This is a genomic window from Lacimicrobium sp. SS2-24 (assembly GCF_002201535.1).
Classification (GTDB): domain Bacteria; phylum Pseudomonadota; class Gammaproteobacteria; order Enterobacterales; family Alteromonadaceae; genus Lacimicrobium.
In genome coordinates this window covers 102,577-120,292 of record NZ_NIWW01000003.1, presented here as the reverse complement: position 1 = coordinate 120,292, position 17,716 = coordinate 102,577, and the positions used below count along the sequence as shown (strand labels likewise).

The following is a 17,716-nucleotide window of genomic DNA, read 5'->3' as shown; positions in this document are numbered from 1 at the left end:
ATTGAATGTATTATCCCTTCTCATGGATTAAAACGCTTGGCAGGCTGGCAGGGTATTTTGCGCTGGTCTGCGTCCTGGGTTTCTATTTCGATGCATTGATGGCGTCTGTTGCCATCGGTGCGGTGCTGTTGCTCCTTGCTCATTATTGGAATCTGTATCGGCTGAATCGCTGGTTATGGCACAGTAAAAAAATGACACCGCCCAAAACCGGCGGCGTTTGGGAGCATATTTACGAAGGTATTTATTATCTTCAGCGGCGTAACCGCAACAAACGTAAAGAACTGGGTAATCTGGTGAAACGTTTTCGCGAAGGCGCCGAAGCTCTCCCCGATGCAGCGGTGGTGGTAGACGCAAACGCCTGTATTTCCTGGTGCAATCGTCTGGCGCGTATCGAGCTGGGATTGAGCTGGCCTGACGATGCAGGCCGACGCATCGACAACCTGATCCGCCATCCCCAATTTATTGAGTTTTTCCATCAGGGAAAATTTAACCATCCGATCGAGATTACTTCTCCCACCAACATTGAGAAAATTCTCGAATACCGGATTATGCCCTATGGCGATAAACATCTGTTGCTGGTGGCCAGGGACGTGACCAGGGTGACGCAGCTCGAGGAGATGCGCAAAGACTTTGTTGCCAATGTCTCTCATGAGTTGCGCACGCCGCTTACGGTACTCAACGGGTATCTGGAGATGTTTAATAGCGACGACGCCCAGTATCCTCCCGCCTTTATGCAAAAGGCGTTTTCTGAAATGACCTCACAGAGCCGGCGCATGCAAAACCTGATCGAGCAGTTGTTGATACTCTCGCGTATCGAGGCTAGTGCAGAGCGGGTCTATGAGAAAGTGGTGGATGTGCCACAGATGTTGCGCGCCATAGAGAGTGAAGCCGGCGCGCTGAATAAAGATAAAAAGCATCAGATACAATTTGATGTGGACAGCAGACTGCGTGTTTTTGGTATTGAAACAGAGTTGCGCAGTGCTTTTTCTAATCTGATTTTTAATGCTATTCATTATACCCCCGCAAAAGGCCATATCCGTGTTGGCTGGCATTTATTGGGTAAAGAAGCGGAGTTTTACGTTGAGGATGATGGCGATGGTATTGCAGAGAAGCATCTGAGCCGATTAACTGAGCGTTTCTATCGGGTCGATAAGGCCCGTTCACGAAAAACCGGTGGCTCGGGTCTGGGGCTGGCCATAGTAAAACATGTGCTGACTCACCATAACTCAAAACTGGAGATTGCCAGTGAAGTGGGTAAGGGCAGTCGATTTTCGTTTCATTTTTCCACAGAATTGACGGTGGTGGATAGCAATGCGACTGCTTAATTTGCTCGGCATTCTGTGTCTGCTGTGCCTGCCTGACGCTGTGGCTGAGGACTATTCCAAACAACCGGGCGTGGCTGGCAATATTACCTCGGTGGGTTCAGATACCCTGGGTAACCTGATGACCTTCTGGGCTGAAGAATTTAAGCGTATTTATCCTCATGTAACCTTTCAGATTCAGGCTTCGGGCTCATCCACTGCACCGGCTGCGCTCACCGAAGGTACCGCCAATGTGGGGCCGATGAGCCGGCAACTCAAAGAGAGTGAGATTGCTTACTTCAGCAAAACCCATGGCTACCAGCCGACGGTCTTGATTGTGGCTGTGGATGCCATTGCCCTGTTTGTCGATCTGCATAATCCCGTGCCGGGCCTGAATTTGCAGCAGGTTGACGCTATATTCTCTGCCACCCGTTACTGTGGTGGTCCCCAGCCTTTACGTTATTGGCATCAGCTTGGGCTGGATGGTGAGTGGCGGGACAAGCGCATTAAATTGTTCAGTCGTAACTCGGTTTCCGGTACCTATGGTTTGTTCAAAGAAAAAGCCTTGTGTCAGGGCGACTTTCTGAAAACCGTTAATGAGCAGCCGGGCTCGGCCTCAGTGGTGCAGTCTGTTGCTTATTCAGATGGGGCCTTGGGTTATGCGGGATTTGGCTATAAAACCGCCGGCGTCAGGGCTCTGCCCGTCGCCCGCGAAGGGCGGGACTATGTGGCTCCGAGCATGGAAAACATCGCCAGTGGTGAATATCCGCTCTCGCGTTTTCTCTATATTGTCATCAATAAGCAGCCTGACCAGCCTCTGCCATTGTTGGTTCGTGAGTTTCTGCGCTTTGTACTCTCTTCTCAGGGACAGGACTTAGTCAGCCGGGATGGCTTTATCCCGATACCACAGCGGCTCAAAGGTCAACAACTGAGAATGATTCATTAAGCCATGCACACCATCCCTCAAACCTGGAAAAACTGGGTGATACAAAACCTGATGAAGGGTGTGAGTGGCGATAAGATTGCCAGCATCATGCTTGATAAAGGTTTTCCCTTCGAGGCTTGCCGGGGTCTTCTGGGCAACAATCTGAGTCAGGATTTTAGCTGGCAATGGGACGGACGATTTTATCAGCAACTGAGTCAGATTGAATTGACCCAGCGTGATAAGGGCCCCGTGCGTGAGCCATCGGATAAAGTTCAGCTTTATCGGTGGCCGGGGTTTCTTAGTGAAGCAGAGTGCGCCACACTGGTGCGCCTAACCGACGAAAAGGTCCGTCCATCGGAGCTTGCCTCGCCTTCCGCTGACAAGGCCTTTCGCACCTCAAAAAGTGCCGATCTGGAACGGCGTGACGATCCTCTTGTTGAAGCCCTGAATCAGCGCATCGCAGACGCTATGGGCCTGGATTCGGCGTGGGGTGAGCCGATTCAGGCGCAGCGTTATCAAGAGGGAGAAGAGTTCAAAGCCCATACCGACTATTTCGAACCCGGTTCAGATGAGTACGCCCGTCATGGTGGTCGCCGCGGACAGCGTAGCTGGACCTTTATGGTATACCTGAACCACAATTGTGAGGGCGGTGAGACGGAGTTTGTTCGTTTACATACCGCGTTTCGGCCGGTTTCGGGCATGGCGCTTATTTGGAATAATCTGATGAGCGACGGCGGCGTTAACCCCGACACGCTGCACCATGCCCGACCGATTTTAAGCGGCAGCAAGTACGTGATTACCAAGTGGTACCGTGACCGGCCCTACAGGCCCTGAAACAGATTCATTCGGGTATCCGGGCCATCAGGTCATTTTTTCAGGATTGAGCAGGTCCCTGAGTTCCTCTTTACTGAGTTCAGTTTGTTCCTGAGCAATCTCGATAATCGGGCGTTTTTGCTCATACGCCAGTTTGGCTATCTGTGCCGCTTTTTCATAACCAATTTTTTCGTTCAGGGCGGTCACCAGAATGGGATTTTTTGCCAGTGCCTGTTGCAACTGCTCCGTATTGACTTTGAGATGACGGATGCTCTGTGCCACAGCTAACAGGCCCCGACTCAGCAGTCTCAGGCTTTCCAGCAAGGCGTCAGCAATTAACGGCAACATGACGTTCAGCTGAAAGTTTCCCGATTGCCCGGCAATGCTGATGCTCTGATGTAGCCCCATGACTTTGGCACATACCATGGCGACTGCTTCAGGCAGCACAGGATTGACCTTGCCCGGCATGATCGATGACCCTGGCTGAATGGCTTGCAGGTGAATTTCAGCCAGACCCGAGAGAGGACCCGAATTCATCCAGCGCAGGTCATTAGCGATCTTCATCAGGGTAACGGCAAGGGCATTCAGGCGACCACTGAGACGCACTGAAACATCCTGGCTGGCAATGCGCGAAAACTTGTTGCTGCTCGGGGTTACCGGCAGACCAGTGGCGTCGCGAAGGTGTTTACACACTTGTCGGTCAAACCCATCGGGGCAATTCAGCCCTGTGCCAATGGCCGTGCCGCCAATGGGTAATGCACACAGCTCTTCCAAACCCTCTTCCAGTGCCGTGAGGTTTTCATGGATTTGGTAGTGCCAGCAGCCTAACTCCTGGGTCAGAGTCAACGGCAGGGCGTCCATCAGATGAGTCCGGCCTGTTTTTACCACACCTTTAACTTCATGCATTTTCTCTTCAAGATCTTTGAGTAAGTGCTGCATTGCTGGTAGTAGTTCCTGCTTAAGACTCTGTGCGGCGCTAAGCTGCAGAGCTGAGGGGATGGTATCGTTGCTGCTCTGACTGCAATTAACATGGTCATTGGCATGAATGCTGTCTTCGCCGTAGCGTCCTGCGAGGGTGGCAATCACCTCATTCATATTCATATTGGTGCTGGTGCCTGAGCCGGTCTGAAAGACGTCCACCCTGAACTGATCGGCATGTTCCCCGGCAATGATTTTCATGGCAGCCTGACGAATCGCTTCTGCCTGAGCGGATGTCAGTTTACCTTGGTGCTGATTAGCCACAGCAGCAGCAAGCTTAATTTGTGCCAGCGCCCGGTAAAACACTGTGGGCAGCGTGCGCCCACTGATACTGAAGTTGTCCAGGGCGCGTTGGGTCTGGGCCTGATAAAGGGCGTTGGTGGGGACTTTTACCTCACCCAGGCTGTCTTTTTCAATCCGATAATCCTGCATAACGACTCCTTCTCGTTTTTGCGTATGCTTTCAATTAATTGGGCTAAAAGCTTGAAATCTCGTAATTAATCCTAACTTCTTCTATAACTGTGACGTATGCGAGTTGGACAGGTTTCGTGCCCCCTTAGTCTAGTTCGCTATACTGAGCATATCTGTTCACTATGGACCAAGGAGACAACATGTCATCAGTTTATGCAAAATCGGAGCAGCTTGAGCATCAGGGACAACGCTACCAGTATTTCCCTTTTAACGCGCTGTCAGAAAAGTTCAGGCCCAACCGGCTGCCCTACAGCCTGAAAATTTTGCTGGAAAACATGCTGCGCCATGGTGATCAGGAATTTGTCACCGATGAGGACATTGAAGCATTAGTTAACTGGCAACCTAAAGCGGAACCGGATAAAGAAATTGCCTTCGTTCCTGCCCGGGTGTTGTTGCAGGATTTTACCGGTGTCCCCGCCATTGTAGACCTTGCCGCCATGCGCGATGCGATGCAGGATCTGGGCAAACAAGCGGATAAGATCAACCCGCTGTCACCGGTAGAGCTGGTGATTGACCACTCCGTGATGGTGGACGAGTACGGCGCCGCCGACTCTTTCACCAAAAACACGGAAATAGAAATGCAGCGCAATAAGGAGCGCTATCAGTTTTTGCGCTGGGGGCAACAGGCCTTCGACAATTTTCGGGTGGTACCTCCGGGCACGGGTATCGTGCATCAGGTAAACCTGGAGTATCTGGCCAGAGTCACCTTTGAACGGGATGGGGTGCTGTATCCCGATACTTTGGTCGGGACCGACTCTCATACCACCATGATCAATGGTCTGGGTATCCTCGGCTGGGGTGTTGGTGGTATTGAAGCGGAAGCGGCGATGCTGGGCCAACCTATCAGTATGCTTATTCCTCAGGTTGTGGGGGTAAAACTGACAGGGGCGATGCCAGAAGGCATCACCGCCACGGATTTGGTTCTGACGGTTACTGAACAGCTGCGCAAACTGGGTGTGGTCGGCAAGTTTGTGGAGTTTTTCGGCCCTGGACTGAGTCAGCTCAGTCTTGCCGATCGGGCGACGATAGCCAACATGGCGCCAGAATATGGTGCGACCTGTGGGATCTTCCCCGTGGATGAAGAAACGCTGAATTATATGCGACTGACAGGTCGCAGTGATGAGCAGATTGAACTGGTTCGCACCTACATGCAGAAGATGGGCATGTGGCACGACGACACCACGCCTGAAGCAGAATATTCGGACTTACTGGAACTGGATTTATCCACCATAGTCCCCTCCATCGCCGGGCCCAAGAGACCCCAGGACCGAATTAATCTGACCGATACACAGCGCGAGTTCGCCAAACTGGTCACCGAACATCAGGAAAAACAACAGCAACTGATCGCGAAATTTGAAGATGAGGGCGGTAGTACCGCCGTAGGCAATCAGGACGCCAGTGAAGCGGGCAAAGTTGATGTGACTTACCGTGACGAAACCTTTACATTGACCCACGGTGATGTGGTGATTGCCGCCATTACCAGCTGCACAAATACCTCTAACCCGGCTGTGCTGATGGCGGCAGGCTTGCTGGCAAGAAATGCGAGGGAGCTGGGCCTGAAGACCAAGCCCTGGGTCAAAACCAGTCTTGCACCCGGCTCTCAGGTTGTTACAGGCTACCTCAACCAAGCGGGGCTGATGGACGACCTGGAAGCGCTGGGTTTCTATCTGGTGGGCTATGGTTGTACGACCTGTATTGGTAATGCTGGACCCTTACCTGAGCCCATCGGTGCGGCGATAAAAGAAGCAAACCTGTTGGTGTCCTCTGTGCTTTCGGGTAACCGCAATTTCGAGGGACGTATTCATCAGGACGTACGTACCAATTATCTGGCCTCACCTCCTCTTGTGGTGGCGTATGCGTTGGCCGGAACCATGAATATTGATTTTTATCATGATCCTCTTGGACAGGATGCCAAAGGCAATGATATTTACCTCAAGGATATCTGGCCAAGCAGCGAAGAAATTCAGCAGAGCATCCATGCCAATATCCAGGCTAAGGACTTTACCGATCGTTACGCCGATGTCTTTAAAGGCGACAGTAGCTGGCGCAATCTGGATGTGGACGAGTCAGACCGTTACCAGTGGCCAGATTCAAGCTATGTGCGCAAGCCGCCGTTTTTTGATGGTCTAAAAGCCGAGCCTGACGAGGTGCCAGCGATCAAAGACGCCCGTTGTCTGGTGAAAGTGGGCGACAGTATTACCACTGACCATATTTCTCCGGCAGGAGCCATTAAACCTGACAGTCCGGCAGGGGAATACCTGCAAGAGCAGGGCGTGCAACCAAAGGACTTTAACTCTTATGGCTCTCGTCGTGGTAACCACGAAGTAATGATGCGAGGTACCTTTGCCAATGTCCGACTGCAGAACTTGTTGGCACCGGGTACAGAAGGCAGTGCCACACACTATTTCCCTGACGACAAACCTATGTCAATTTATGCTGCGGCGATGAAATACAAAGAGCAGGGCACACCCTTAGTGGTATTGGCGGGCAAAGAGTATGGAACCGGATCTTCCCGAGACTGGGCAGCTAAAGGGCCGGCTCTGCTGGGGGTTAAACTGGTGATTGCGCAAAGCTATGAGCGTATTCATCGGTCTAATCTGGTTGGTATGGGCATATTGCCTCTGGAGTTTGTTGATGGTCAGAGTGCGGACGCACTTGAACTGGATGGCAGTGAGCATTTCAGCGTGCCGGCAGTGAATAAAGACAGCAAACAGGTGACCGTAACGGCAACCCGCAGCAATGGGCAAGAGGTCACCTTTAAGGCCAAAGTGCGTATTGATACGCCCAATGAATATCAGTATTACCAGCATGGAGGCATTTTGCACTATGTATTGCGTAAACTAGCGCAGCAGGATGGCTAAGCGATATTGGTAGCCGCATATAAAAGGGCAACATGCGTTGCCCTTTTTTTGACCTCAAAGGTCAGGCGTAACCATTGAATCCGGTTCCTTTGAGCACGCCCAGAAGCTGTTTGGCATCTTCACTGCCGTTGTCTTTGAGGCGCTGGATTAAGTCGGCTTTACTCATTTCCAGACCATCCCCTTTATGGGTTTCCGCTGCAGGCGGTTGATTGGCTTTGAGGTTATCGGTTACCCGGGTGTTGAGCTCATCGGCACTGATACTGCCATCGCCGTCACTGTCAGCCCCCACCAGTGCGGCCCCTTTTTTGCCCATCTCCTTCAACTCGGCCAGATCAATACTGCCATCGGCATTTAAATCCGCTTTGTCCATAATATGGGCACTTCTTTGCTCTGATGAAGGTGGACCCTGATGATGGGCAGGAGGAGGCTTAGGTTTGCCGTCTTCCAGTTTATCTAACAGTCCCTGTACTTTATTGAGCAGTTCATCAGCTGAAAGCATACCATTTTTGTCACTGTCCGCTTTTTCCAGGCCTTTAATGTTCTGATCGCTTTCCTTGATCTCTGCCATTGACAACTGTTTGTCTCCATTGCTATCCAGATTACCCAACAGCCTGGTACTGATTTCTTGTGCGTCAGGTTTTTGAGCAGGGTGGGGCAATGCTCTGATCCCATTCGTGTTAATTTCCATTTCTTTTCCTCTGTTCACTTGGTTCGGATGTGTAAAATGCAGAGACGGGCCAGAAAGTTATGTCCGGCTAAATCATTCCCTGCGGGTTGGCGACAACGCACGCCGGTAATAACATCATCGGCTATACAGAGGTGAAATCGACTTGTTTTACATTACTTTACAAGGCTTTACATTAGCCTGACATTCACGCGGCTCGTCCCGCGGATAAGCAATTCGATGTTTAAGAACCGGCCTGAGTTTGCGGTCTGCGAGCGGTGATAAATGCGCAAAAAAACGCCCAGTCTGGGCTGGGCGTTTTTTTAGCTGTAGGACGCGTATTTAGTCATGGCATGGTTTTCATAAAGCGCTGGAATTTGTCCTGACCCTTTACCACCCAGGAAGGTGTCGCCTCTCCGGTACCAGCGTGCTTTAATCTGGGGTGGTGTTTGACCACCTCATTGACCACGGCCTCCTGGTCGGCATCCAGATCAACAAACAGTACGTGTTTGCCTTGTTTGAGGAGTTTCTGAAAGCGCTTGAATTGGTAATTGGGTACCTGAATACCAATCAAACCGCCTTCCCAGGTACAAAAACCCAGCACCACAACCGCCAGAAAGACGAAGGGCAGCCACCCTGCAGCGCTCTCTGTCCAGCCCATAAAATAGGCCACACCCAGTATAATCGCAGCACCGATTGCACCAAACACGGCGCCAATCTCAGTGGAATGCACCACATCCTGCTTCAGCACCGCCTCGATGGCATGTAGATGGTGTTTTTCGACTTCCGCATCTTTTTCACTCAGCACATGAATCTGTGGTTTGCTGAACCCTTTGCTTTCCAGTTCGTTTTCAATGGCTTCGAGGTCATCTAAGTCATCGCTGATGTAATAGTGACGTAACATATCCGGCTCCTTCACCTGCCAACCGACAGTAGTGATGTTAAGTAAAGGTTAACACTTGCAAGTATAGTCGCTATCAAATAAATCGGTATTTTCTGTAAAGCTTCGCTGAAATAAATGCGATATGGCTATAGTAAACACTTGCAATCACTTACCCTGTACGCGCCGGATGAGTGATCGGATTAACCTTTTATTAACAAATCAGCCAGCAGGGCGATCATGATCAGTGGCAGATATACAATCGTCGCGATAAAAAGACTACGGGCCCGGGGTCTGCTGAATTGCCGTTGCATCCGAACAGCCTGCATCAACAGCCCACTGCCGCCGATTAATGCGCTGAAGAAAAAGACTACCCCTCCTAATCCCAATACTGGCGCTAACAGACTGATGACCAAGAGGGCAATGACAAAGACCAGAATGATGCTGCGTGTAGCCTGATCGTTTGCCGGATCGTCGGGAAGCATCCGGTAGCCTCCGCGTTCATAATCCTGCTGATAAAGTGCTGCAAGGGCCATAAAGTGGGGGATTTGCCAGATATACAGGATGCAGCCCAGAGCCCATGCCTGAATGCCCAGTTGCGCTGATGCTGCGGTCCATCCCATCATGGGCGGCAGCGCGCCGGTAATAGCGCCTGCCAGGACTGCCAAAGCAGAGCGCGTTTTTAAGGGCGTATACAAAAACAAATAACTAAACCAGACAAAGGCCGCCAGCATTGCCGTGAGCAGGTTGAGCTGTAATAGCAGTGCCATGCCGGTGATCGTCCAAATCAGGCATACCGCCAGGGCATGGAGCGCGCTAAGCTTGCCAGTGGGCAATGGACGGTGGCGGGTTCTGAGCATGCGGGCATCCCGCGAGCGTTCCCACCACTGATTTAATCCATTAGCTCCCATTGCCAGTAGTAATGTACCTGTGAGTAGCAGCAAGATATCAGAGGCTATCAGCTGGCTTTGTGGGTTAAGTAAATAACCTACCAAGGCGGTAAAGGTCACCATCATCGACAAGCGGACTTTGCCCAGCTGTAGGTACAGTCTGCAAAGCTCGACAACATCTGTCGCGTTATCTTCGTGGATACCCTGGCTCTGGTACATAGACACACTGATAAAGGTCATGGTTGCTAACAGTATAGGCAGCTGTGAAGAATTCTGTTTGCTATCTTTTGCAGTATGACTATGGTCTAAATGGGGTTTAAAGCCCGTATAAATGTGTTAGTTTGCGCGGCTTAACAAGCTTTAGATAAAAAATAAAATGCAGGTACAGGCGATAGCATAGATGCTGTAACTCCTCAGGGAGTGCAAAGATGTCAGGGGCTGAGACAGGTTTTATCTAGGCCGCGGATAACCACTCAAATTCAACGCTGGCTGGCAACCAGAAAAAATGACTCAGTCGGTGGCGCGGCGGGTTTGATGTACAGGAGTGAAAGCCTTGAAACTGAAGTATCCGTCAATTCTGAGTGGTGCTGCGAGTGCGGTTTTGTTGTTACTGTTTTGGGCCCTGCCTGTGAGTGCTGTGCCAGGCAGGCTGACCATCTATACAGAGCATTTCCCGCCCTACAATTATGCTCAGGATGGGCGCGTTGTCGGGGTTAATGTCAAGATTGTTGAGCAACTGTGTCTGCGCAGCGGCTTGCATTGTGATTTTGAGTTATACCCCTGGTTAAGAGCTTATGCCCTGGCCTCAAAGGACAGCCTTGGTGGTTTGGTTTCGGTATCCCGTACACCTGAACGGGAACAGCATTTTCATTGGGTAGGGCCACTTAAATCTGCCCAGAGTTATCTCTATCGACTGGCCTCCCGCCCTGACATTCGTATTAGCAGCTTGGAGGATGCCAAGGCTTATACCATTGCTATAGGCAGAGGCGATGTCTATGAGCGGCATCTTATAGACAGAGGCTTTAGCTATGACCAGAATCTGGTGGGTTTCGCATCAAAATTTGATGCCATGGAATTATTTGTTAAAGGCAAAATAGATCTGATTGTCGGCTCAGAGATCGTCATGCCCGTGTGGATTGAGCGCACGGGCTCAGCCGTTGGTGATGTGGAGCCGGTCATCGCGCTTCATAATGTTGGCGGGAATTACCTTGCTCTGAATCGTGACATCCCTGCCTCTATTGTTGAGGGAATGCGTGAGACACTTCAGCAGCTGCATCAAAGCGGCAAGTATCAGACGCTCGTCGAGCGCTATTATAAACCGGTTAATTCAGGGAATGAGAAATAGATCGGGGTTCATCAGCACCAGAATCTTATAGGCTTCGATGCGTGCGAATTTAATTGCCTGCTTAATTTCCACTTCGGTGATACCGAGACTTTTCTGGATATCCTCACTGACGAGCCTCTCTGCGGCAAACCTGTCTTTATGAACAATCACCAGGGCTAACCTTACAGCGACGTAGAGCAAGCCGGTGTCGGTCTGTTTCAACGCTAAATTTTTGTTGTGCTGATTGGCGATGGGGGTAAACAGGTTGGACGGCAGGTTCCACAGCATCAGGATTTCGGCACTGCAGTCGGCGTAAGTAAAACCCAACACCCGCTTTTGTTGCTCCCAGGGTAGTTGGGTTTCAGCAAAGGCCTGACATTCTGCGGCGGAATCGGGTGCTCGGTGAGCCACCGCCAGTTCACCGAAATTGTGTAACAACCCTAGCAGGAAAAAGCGCTCGACATCGCGCATACCGACTTCATGGGCCAGTTGTCTGGCAATCAGACCCGCATAGACACTCTGCTGCCAAAACCGCTCCAGGTCGATGGCATTGTTTTCAAACGCCTTGAACGCGCTACTGGCGGTTTCGGTAACCACCAGGTTATATAAGGATTTGCCGCCTATGACGTTCACCGCGCGGCTGATGGTGCTGATCTCAGAGGGGAAATTATACAAGGCACTGTTGGCCAACTGTAACAGCTTTGAACTCAGGGACGGATCAAGGGCAACGATATTGGCGATGTCTTCCGCAGAGGACTGGCCATCATCCAGCAACTCCTTGATCCGCGTGCAGGCGTCCGGCAGGGCAAAGGAGTTGGTGATGGCCATGGCATAATCTGTCACTTGCATTGTCATTCTGTACCTGTTCCGAGTTCCTTTCAGCATAGAAGAAGATTCGCGCTTTTGTACACGAGTTTCTGTTTTATGCCTTTGTTTTGTAACCAATGATGATCCTCTCACAGAATCCGCCTGGCAAACTTATAAAAACCGCCAATTAAGCATGAACAGACGTACCAAAGAGGATGGATAGTCAGTAAAATAAGCCCCATTGGCACAGAAGCATAACAATAAACAGGATGTCTATGTCAGGATTACTGCGCATTGTACTCATTCACTCCCATCTGCCCGGCGTGGTGGAGCTGAAACTGGATGGTCATACCAATGTGTGCGGCACCAACGCATCAGGTAAAACCACCTTGCAACGACTGGTACCGGTTTTTTACGGTGAATTGCCGGGAAAGGTGGTGCCCCGTACCCGCAAAAAGTTTAGTGAGTTCTACCTGCCCGCCAATAACAGTTATCTGATTTACGAGTATCAGCGTGAAGATGGCCAGGTGTGTCAGGCGGTACTGACACGCAAAGACGCCGACTCGGTTCAGTATCGCTTTGTTGAAGCCCCGTTTGACCCTGAGCAGGTGCTGGTGGAAGTGGATGACAAGCAGGTCCAGCCTATGCTGCCGGAGCAGTGGTTGAGGCAGCTGAAGCAATTGGGAGTGGACTATTCGAGTAAATTGCATTCCACCAGTGAATATCGCAGCGTTATTCAGAATGATGCCGCTATTGGCAGAGCCAGTGGACGGGATAATACCCGTCTGCGTCAGCTGGCGGCCCGCTATAGTCTGGTGAGTCCGAGTCACCGCATTCGCCACATGGAAAAACTGGTCAGTGCCGTGCATGCCAAAGAGGGCAAAATGGACACCTTGCGCACTATGCTGGCGGCGATTTTTGAAGAAGACGGCCTGGTGCAGCCAAGTACCACAGTGAGAAACACCAAGGCACGGGAATGGATCACGCAAATGCGCCAGACCATGCGTCTGACAGACTTGCACAAAGCCTTTGCCCGGATTCGGGCGCAGGCCGATAAGCTGAATCAGGTAGAAGCGCAGTTACAGCAATTAAAACCTGAGCTGGATGAAGATTACACCAGACTCAAACGCGATAAGGCCGACAACGGTGAAGCCCTTCAGCGCCTCAAACGTCAGCTGGCGACATGTAAAGAGCAGTTCGAACAGCAGGAATCGACACTGAACAGTTCCATCAGTGAAACCGATGCTGAACGAAAAGCCAGTGCTAAACAACTGGATTATATTCAGGCGCGCTACGACGGCTATCTGGATTCAGATATGGATCAGTTGCAAAAAGACACACAAGTGCTGCCGCTGTGGCGAGAAGAACTGGAACAACAGCAGGAGCATCATCAGCTGCTCATCGACCAGCACAAGGATATGCAGGCGCAGCTTGAACAGCAGAAGAATAAGCTGTTCGAATCACTGGAAAGAGTGCGCCACAAGAATCAGAGCCGCATCAGAGAAATAGAGGACGATAAGAATAAAGCGCGTCAGGCCCATCAGGACAAAGAAGGCAAGTTACGTCACCAGTATGAGACGCGCAGAGAGCAGCAACGCCATGAATTTGAGCACACCTTGTCGGCGTTGCAACAGGAGATTGTTGCTCAGCAGATGCAGGTGCAACAGCCCATGCTCAGTGATGCAGAGCAGGAGAATCAGCAACTGGCAGAAAAACGCCTTGAACTGGCGCAGCGCAACTGGCAGCAAAGTGCAGAGCAGCGCAGTGCCTGCGAGCGTCAGTATCAACAAGCCAGGGAGCAAACCCAGGAGGCGGACAATCAACTTCACGACAGCCGTCGTCTGTGCCGTCAGGCGGCAGAAAAGCTGCAACAACTCGAGCAGCAACTGAGTCCGGAACAAGGGAGTTTACGGGCTTTTTTACGGGATCATCAGCCAGGTTGGGAGCAGAAGATAGGCAAAGTGATCCACGCGCCCTTGCTGGAGCGCAAGGACCTTTCCCCTGAAGTGTGTGAGCCAGCGCATGGCGTGTTAGGCATCAGCCTGGATCTGAGTCAAATTGACCCACCGGAATACGCCGAAGACGAAGTCGCCCTGCAACACCGTTTTGAGCAGGCACAAAAACAACTGGAGCAGGCTCGTGAGCGGCAACAGCAGGACGAAGCCCGACTGCAGCACTGTCATCAGCATGCAGAGCAATTGCGAGAACAACTGAGCAAGGCACAACAGGCTTTCGGGCAGGCTGAGCAGGAAGTGCATTACGCCAGTGATGCCCGCCAGCGCCTGTTACAACAACATAAAACCCTGCTTGATGAACGGCGCAAACAGGCACAGCTGAGTCTGGATAAGTTGCAGCAGCAATATGATGACAAGCGCCAGCAGCGGGATGACGCACTGGAGCAATTACGCCAGGATTTTGAGGATCAGCTGCTGGAGTTTCGCAGCGGCTGGCAGGAAGAACTGTCAGTACTCGATGAGCAGGCTCAGGAGCTGGAAAGTCAGGTCGATAAGCGTCGTGAGCAGAACCGTGCTCAAATCAAGCAGCTGGAAGAGCGCTTTAATCAGGAACTGGCGAGTAAGGACATTGATCCCGCGCAACTACAAAAACTGAAACAGGATATCGATGAGCTTAAGGCGCGGATCCACCGTGTCAGTTCCCGTCGGGATGAATTACGTGAATACAACGAGTTTATGCGTATCGACTGGAGTGAACGCCGGCCCGAGCTTTTGGAGCAGGAAACTCAGCTGAAGGCGTCATTGCAGAGCCTGCAACAGCAGCGAGACAACCTTAAACAGCAATACCAGAGTGACAGAGCGGCGCTGTTGCAACAACAGCACAGCACGGAGCAGCAGCTTCATCAGTGTTCTGGCCTGTTAACTGAGATTGAACCGCTGATTCGCCAGCTCTCGTCCCTGCAATTTGATTTTGCCGCTGACCCGCCCACCGGCAGTCTGGGCGATCAACAGGAGCGTATCGCACGCGCTAACGAAGGCCTGGAAAGCCGCAGTCGCATAGAGCGTCAGTTTAAGGAATTGCTAAATGAATTTGAGGCGGTACTGGGCAAGGATGCCGGTAAGGATTTTCTGGATGTCATGGAACAAAGCTTTGCTGCACTGGATGAGCATCAGGATAGCCGCGAGAAACTGCCTATTCTGGAGCGCCTGTTAAGCATTCTCGACTCTCGTGCTCGTCAGATCATCGAACAGGGGGAAACCATTGGCGGCGATCTCAATCGTTTCTTTACCGTGTTCAGCGATATCAACCGTAAAATCGCCAGTCAGAGCCGTCGTCTCACCGAGGAGGTGGCCGATGATCTGAGTCTGGATGGTATTGCCCGTTCTGAGGTGAAGATTCTCTCTACCGTCGACGAACTGAACTTCTGGCAGCCACTGAAACGTTTTGCTCAGGCGTATCAGAACTGGCGCGATTCAGGCGATGATATGCCTCAATCGGATTATCTTGAAAGTCTGGCTGATGTGGTGGAAGTGTTGCCTAATGACGCCAGTTACAATATCGAATCCCTGCTCAGGCTGGAATTACACCTCAATGAGGGGGGTTCGGACCTGGTCATTAAGAACGACAGGCAGCTGCTGGAGTCGTCCAGTCATGGTATGGCCTATCTGATTTTGTGCAAATTTTTGCTGGCCTTTACGCGTCTTCTGCGCAACCAGGCAGCGATCCGTATTCACTGGCCAATTGATGAAATCGGCACCCTGGCCTATCACAATGTCGAAAAGTTGTTTGAGGCCTGTGAGGCCAATCACATCGATATTCTCGGTGCCTTTCCTAACCCTGAATCCGAAGTGTTGCTACTGTTTAAGCACCGCTATCTGATAGATAAACAACGTCAGGAATTGCAGAAAATTGAACCCAGACTCAGCCGTATTGCCGAGCGTCTGAAGGCGGGCAGCAAGATGGAGGAAGCGCTATGATTGAGCACGGACCCCTGTTAGAACGTTTGCTGGAAGGGGCGTTTATTTGTGCAGTCAGTGACGAGCACAGCTTTCATAAACTGCAAAGCGAATCGTTGCGAGAGGATCTTAATCATTTCTTACGCCCGTTGAACCGGCGCATTACCCACAGTGAAGATGGCAGTGTGTTTTTCCTCGCGTACCATGATTTGTCAGAGCCAGCGCGGCAGCAACTCAGTCAGCAGTTTAATCAGACCATTCAGTCACTGCTGCCGATGCTTGAATGGATGCAGCTGGTACAGGAGGCATTGGGCCGGGATGGTGCGCTGACAGTCGGCGATACCATCAAGTTGCAGGAATTTTCCATGAAGGTGGAGGATAACCAGTCATTGCGCCAGCGTCTTGCCCTGCTGGCCGCGGATAAAGTGTTTAAGTCCACCAGTGAGCAACTGGATATGCAGATCAAGCAGGTGTTCAAACGCATCCGTGAGCTGGGTTATCTGCATCAGCCACATCGTGATCGGCAATTTTACATTGTTACCGGCAAGATTGAGCACCTGATTGAGCTGGTGCGCTTTATCAAAGACGAAGAAAACCTGCCGCTGGAAGAAGGCCACGCCCAACAGGGAGACATGTTTTGAGTCAGCCAGGCAGCCTTTTTCAGTTGGGCCGTGAACGTCTGGCCCTGATTGGTAAGCACGCTGACGCATTGATGCAAGGCTATCTGAAGGGACATATTGATGAAACGGCACTGTCGGAAAATGCGCTGAATAAACTCATCGATGCGCGCATTCTGTGGCGGCCCGACGAACAGGCGCCGTTGAGTCTGCGCCCGGTAATGGGCGAGCTGATAGCCAGCCTCACTCAGGATGAGCGCAAGCGTCAGATCAATGCGGATGTGGCCGAACATCTGGATCAGATCCATACCCGAGTTCAGTCATTGCAGGCCGCCAGAGCCAAGGGGGATTACGCCGCCGCAGAGCACCATATGCAGCTTCTGACCGAGCGCGTGCATGACATGAGTGGCCAGTTTGGCGATGCCATAGAAAGTCTGTGGCACCGGCTGAACACGGAATTTGGCTTTGTCGCCAGTCTGGATGACAAAATTCGTGAAATTGAGCTGGCACAAAAGCAACTGCGTCGGTTGCTGGATGGTTTTGGCCTGTTGGATTTCGATGAGCTGATTGCACTGGCTGGCAGTGATGGCAGTCTGCGAAAGCTCTTGGTCAGTCAGTTGCAGGCTCGCATCTCAGAGCATTCAGGATCCTTATTGGAAGTGCAGAAGCGTCTGGTACTGCTGATGGCGCGCTTCCGTCAGCAGCAGGAACGGGCGTTGCTGGTGAGCCGGATGAGCGCTTTTTTGCGCCAGCACCCGGGTTTCCAGATTGGCGATTACCCCAATCGCACCAAAGTGCCTGCGGTGGTCAATCAGGCCAGAGGCCTGTCGGCTTGTGCCGCTATTGCCCTGGATCGCGCCGGCGATCGGGATACCTTGTCACAACTGGCCCGTGCTATCCCCAGACCGGAACAACAACCGGTGCAAACGGAAATCGCTGAACCCTTTGCGGTGGTCACGCAGCAGGTGACACAGACCATACAGAAAAAGCTGGTGGAAGATGTGGAGAACTGTTTTATTGCCGTCATCGACAGTGGCAATGCCATCAGTGCGCTGGAGTATTTGCAGCGCAACGAGCTGGAGTGGGATCCGGAAATCTGGCTTTTTCAGGTGATTGCCGAATATGAAGGCATGGCCAGCGGCGCGAAAAAGAGCTTTAAGCTGGAAAAAGTCACCCGCCCGGCCAGCCGTTTTAATCAGGTTCAGATTATCGAAGATGTGCACCTAGGGCTGCGTTTTTTCGGTGAGTTTCAGGCCACAGGCTAAACGTGCCTG

General features: G+C 51.6%; 13 protein-coding genes. 8 read left to right on the top strand and 5 right to left on the bottom strand.

Translation table 11 applies throughout. From position 1 onward, the window contains the following. The first annotated feature begins 5 nt into the window (after positions 1 to 5). The 3 genes from phoR to CCY32_RS06575 are packed head-to-tail and all read left to right on the top strand — an operon-like array spanning position 6 to position 3,060. Entirely contained in the window at positions 6 to 1,325 is a 1,320-nt protein-coding gene (gene phoR, locus CCY32_RS06585) for a phosphate regulon sensor histidine kinase PhoR (protein ID WP_088329814.1), read from the top strand. Then, complete coding sequence (locus CCY32_RS06580) at positions 1,312 to 2,247, top strand: phosphate ABC transporter substrate-binding protein (RefSeq protein ID WP_088329813.1); 936 nt, start codon at positions 1,312 to 1,314, stop codon at positions 2,245 to 2,247. The genes phoR and CCY32_RS06580 overlap by 14 nt, the downstream gene beginning before the upstream one ends. A 3-nt stretch (positions 2,248 to 2,250) precedes the next feature. Then, positions 2,251 to 3,060: a 2OG-Fe(II) oxygenase gene (locus CCY32_RS06575; RefSeq protein ID WP_088329812.1), complete on the top strand. Its 810-nt coding sequence runs from the start codon at positions 2,251 to 2,253 to the stop codon at positions 3,058 to 3,060. A 27-nt stretch (positions 3,061 to 3,087) separates the two neighbouring features. Here the strand turns inward: CCY32_RS06575 and CCY32_RS06570 are convergent, their stop codons facing one another. Continuing rightward, entirely contained in the window at positions 3,088 to 4,449 is a 1,362-nt protein-coding gene (locus CCY32_RS06570; protein WP_088329811.1) for a class II fumarate hydratase, read from the bottom strand. Between the two features lie 179 nt (positions 4,450 to 4,628). Here CCY32_RS06570 and acnA point away from each other — a divergent pair, with 179 nt between their 5' ends. Then, on the top strand, positions 4,629 to 7,349 hold the full coding sequence (acnA, locus tag CCY32_RS06565; RefSeq protein ID WP_088329810.1) for an aconitate hydratase AcnA: 2,721 nt from the start codon (positions 4,629 to 4,631) through the stop codon (positions 7,347 to 7,349). A gap of 61 nt (positions 7,350 to 7,410) precedes the next feature. Here acnA and CCY32_RS06560 read toward each other — a convergent pair whose 3' ends face one another. The 3 genes from CCY32_RS06560 to cyoE form a co-directional block, all read right to left on the bottom strand. Next, complete coding sequence (locus CCY32_RS06560) at positions 7,411 to 8,037, bottom strand: EF-hand domain-containing protein (protein ID WP_088329809.1); 627 nt, start codon at positions 8,035 to 8,037, stop codon at positions 7,411 to 7,413. 322 nt (positions 8,038 to 8,359) lie between these two features. Beyond that, the gene (locus CCY32_RS06555; RefSeq protein ID WP_088329808.1) at positions 8,360 to 8,917 is read right to left on the bottom strand and encodes an NAD/FAD-utilizing enzyme; all 558 of its coding nucleotides are present in this window, start codon (positions 8,915 to 8,917) and stop codon (positions 8,360 to 8,362) included. A 179-nt stretch (positions 8,918 to 9,096) separates the two neighbouring features. Beyond that, a complete protein-coding gene (cyoE, locus tag CCY32_RS06550) occupies positions 9,097 to 10,023 on the bottom strand; it encodes a heme o synthase (RefSeq protein ID WP_246840548.1) in 927 nt (308 codons plus the stop codon). 313 nt (positions 10,024 to 10,336) lie between these two features. Here cyoE and CCY32_RS06545 point away from each other — a divergent pair, with 313 nt between their 5' ends. Next, positions 10,337 to 11,128, top strand: coding sequence for an ABC transporter substrate-binding protein (locus tag CCY32_RS06545; protein ID WP_168171443.1), 792 nt, complete (start codon positions 10,337 to 10,339; stop codon positions 11,126 to 11,128). On the opposite strand, the gene CCY32_RS06540 is transcribed toward CCY32_RS06545, so the two are convergent. Next, positions 11,111 to 11,956, bottom strand: coding sequence for an HDOD domain-containing protein (locus CCY32_RS06540; protein WP_246840547.1), 846 nt, complete (start codon positions 11,954 to 11,956; stop codon positions 11,111 to 11,113). The two genes, CCY32_RS06545 and CCY32_RS06540, sit on opposite strands and share 18 nt — an antisense overlap. A 233-nt stretch (positions 11,957 to 12,189) precedes the next feature. Between CCY32_RS06540 and CCY32_RS06535 the strand changes: the two genes are divergently transcribed. From CCY32_RS06535 to CCY32_RS06525, 3 genes are read left to right on the top strand one after another with little or no spacing between them, the layout of a single operon-like run. Then, positions 12,190 to 15,846 carry an ATP-binding protein gene (locus CCY32_RS06535; RefSeq protein ID WP_088329805.1) on the top strand — a complete coding sequence of 1,219 codons (3,657 nt, stop codon included), beginning with the start codon at positions 12,190 to 12,192 and terminating at the stop codon, positions 15,844 to 15,846. After that, on the top strand, positions 15,843 to 16,466 hold the full coding sequence (locus CCY32_RS06530; protein ID WP_088329804.1) for a hypothetical protein: 624 nt from the start codon (positions 15,843 to 15,845) through the stop codon (positions 16,464 to 16,466). The genes CCY32_RS06535 and CCY32_RS06530 overlap by 4 nt, the downstream gene beginning before the upstream one ends. Next, a complete protein-coding gene (locus tag CCY32_RS06525; protein WP_088329803.1) occupies positions 16,463 to 17,707 on the top strand; it encodes a hypothetical protein in 1,245 nt (414 codons plus the stop codon). Before CCY32_RS06530 ends, CCY32_RS06525 begins: the two co-directional genes overlap by 4 nt. Positions 17,708 to 17,716 lie beyond the last annotated feature (9 nt).

Coding starts and splice junctions, on each gene's coding strand:
- phoR (WP_088329814.1), top strand. CDS start 6: ATGTATTATCCCTTCTCATGGATTAAAACGCTTGGCAGGCTGGCAGGG.
- CCY32_RS06580 (WP_088329813.1), top strand. CDS start 1,312: ATGCGACTGCTTAATTTGCTCGGCATTCTGTGTCTGCTGTGCCTGCCT.
- CCY32_RS06575 (WP_088329812.1), top strand. CDS start 2,251: ATGCACACCATCCCTCAAACCTGGAAAAACTGGGTGATACAAAACCTG.
- CCY32_RS06570 (WP_088329811.1), bottom strand. CDS start 4,449: ATGCAGGATTATCGGATTGAAAAAGACAGCCTGGGTGAGGTAAAAGTC.
- acnA (WP_088329810.1), top strand. CDS start 4,629: ATGTCATCAGTTTATGCAAAATCGGAGCAGCTTGAGCATCAGGGACAA.
- CCY32_RS06560 (WP_088329809.1), bottom strand. CDS start 8,037: ATGGAAATTAACACGAATGGGATCAGAGCATTGCCCCACCCTGCTCAA.
- CCY32_RS06555 (WP_088329808.1), bottom strand. CDS start 8,917: ATGTTACGTCACTATTACATCAGCGATGACTTAGATGACCTCGAAGCC.
- cyoE (WP_246840548.1), bottom strand. CDS start 10,023: ATGACCTTTATCAGTGTGTCTATGTACCAGAGCCAGGGTATCCACGAA.
- CCY32_RS06540 (WP_246840547.1), bottom strand. CDS start 11,956: ATGCAAGTGACAGATTATGCCATGGCCATCACCAACTCCTTTGCCCTG.
- CCY32_RS06535 (WP_088329805.1), top strand. CDS start 12,190: ATGTCAGGATTACTGCGCATTGTACTCATTCACTCCCATCTGCCCGGC.
- CCY32_RS06530 (WP_088329804.1), top strand. CDS start 15,843: ATGATTGAGCACGGACCCCTGTTAGAACGTTTGCTGGAAGGGGCGTTT.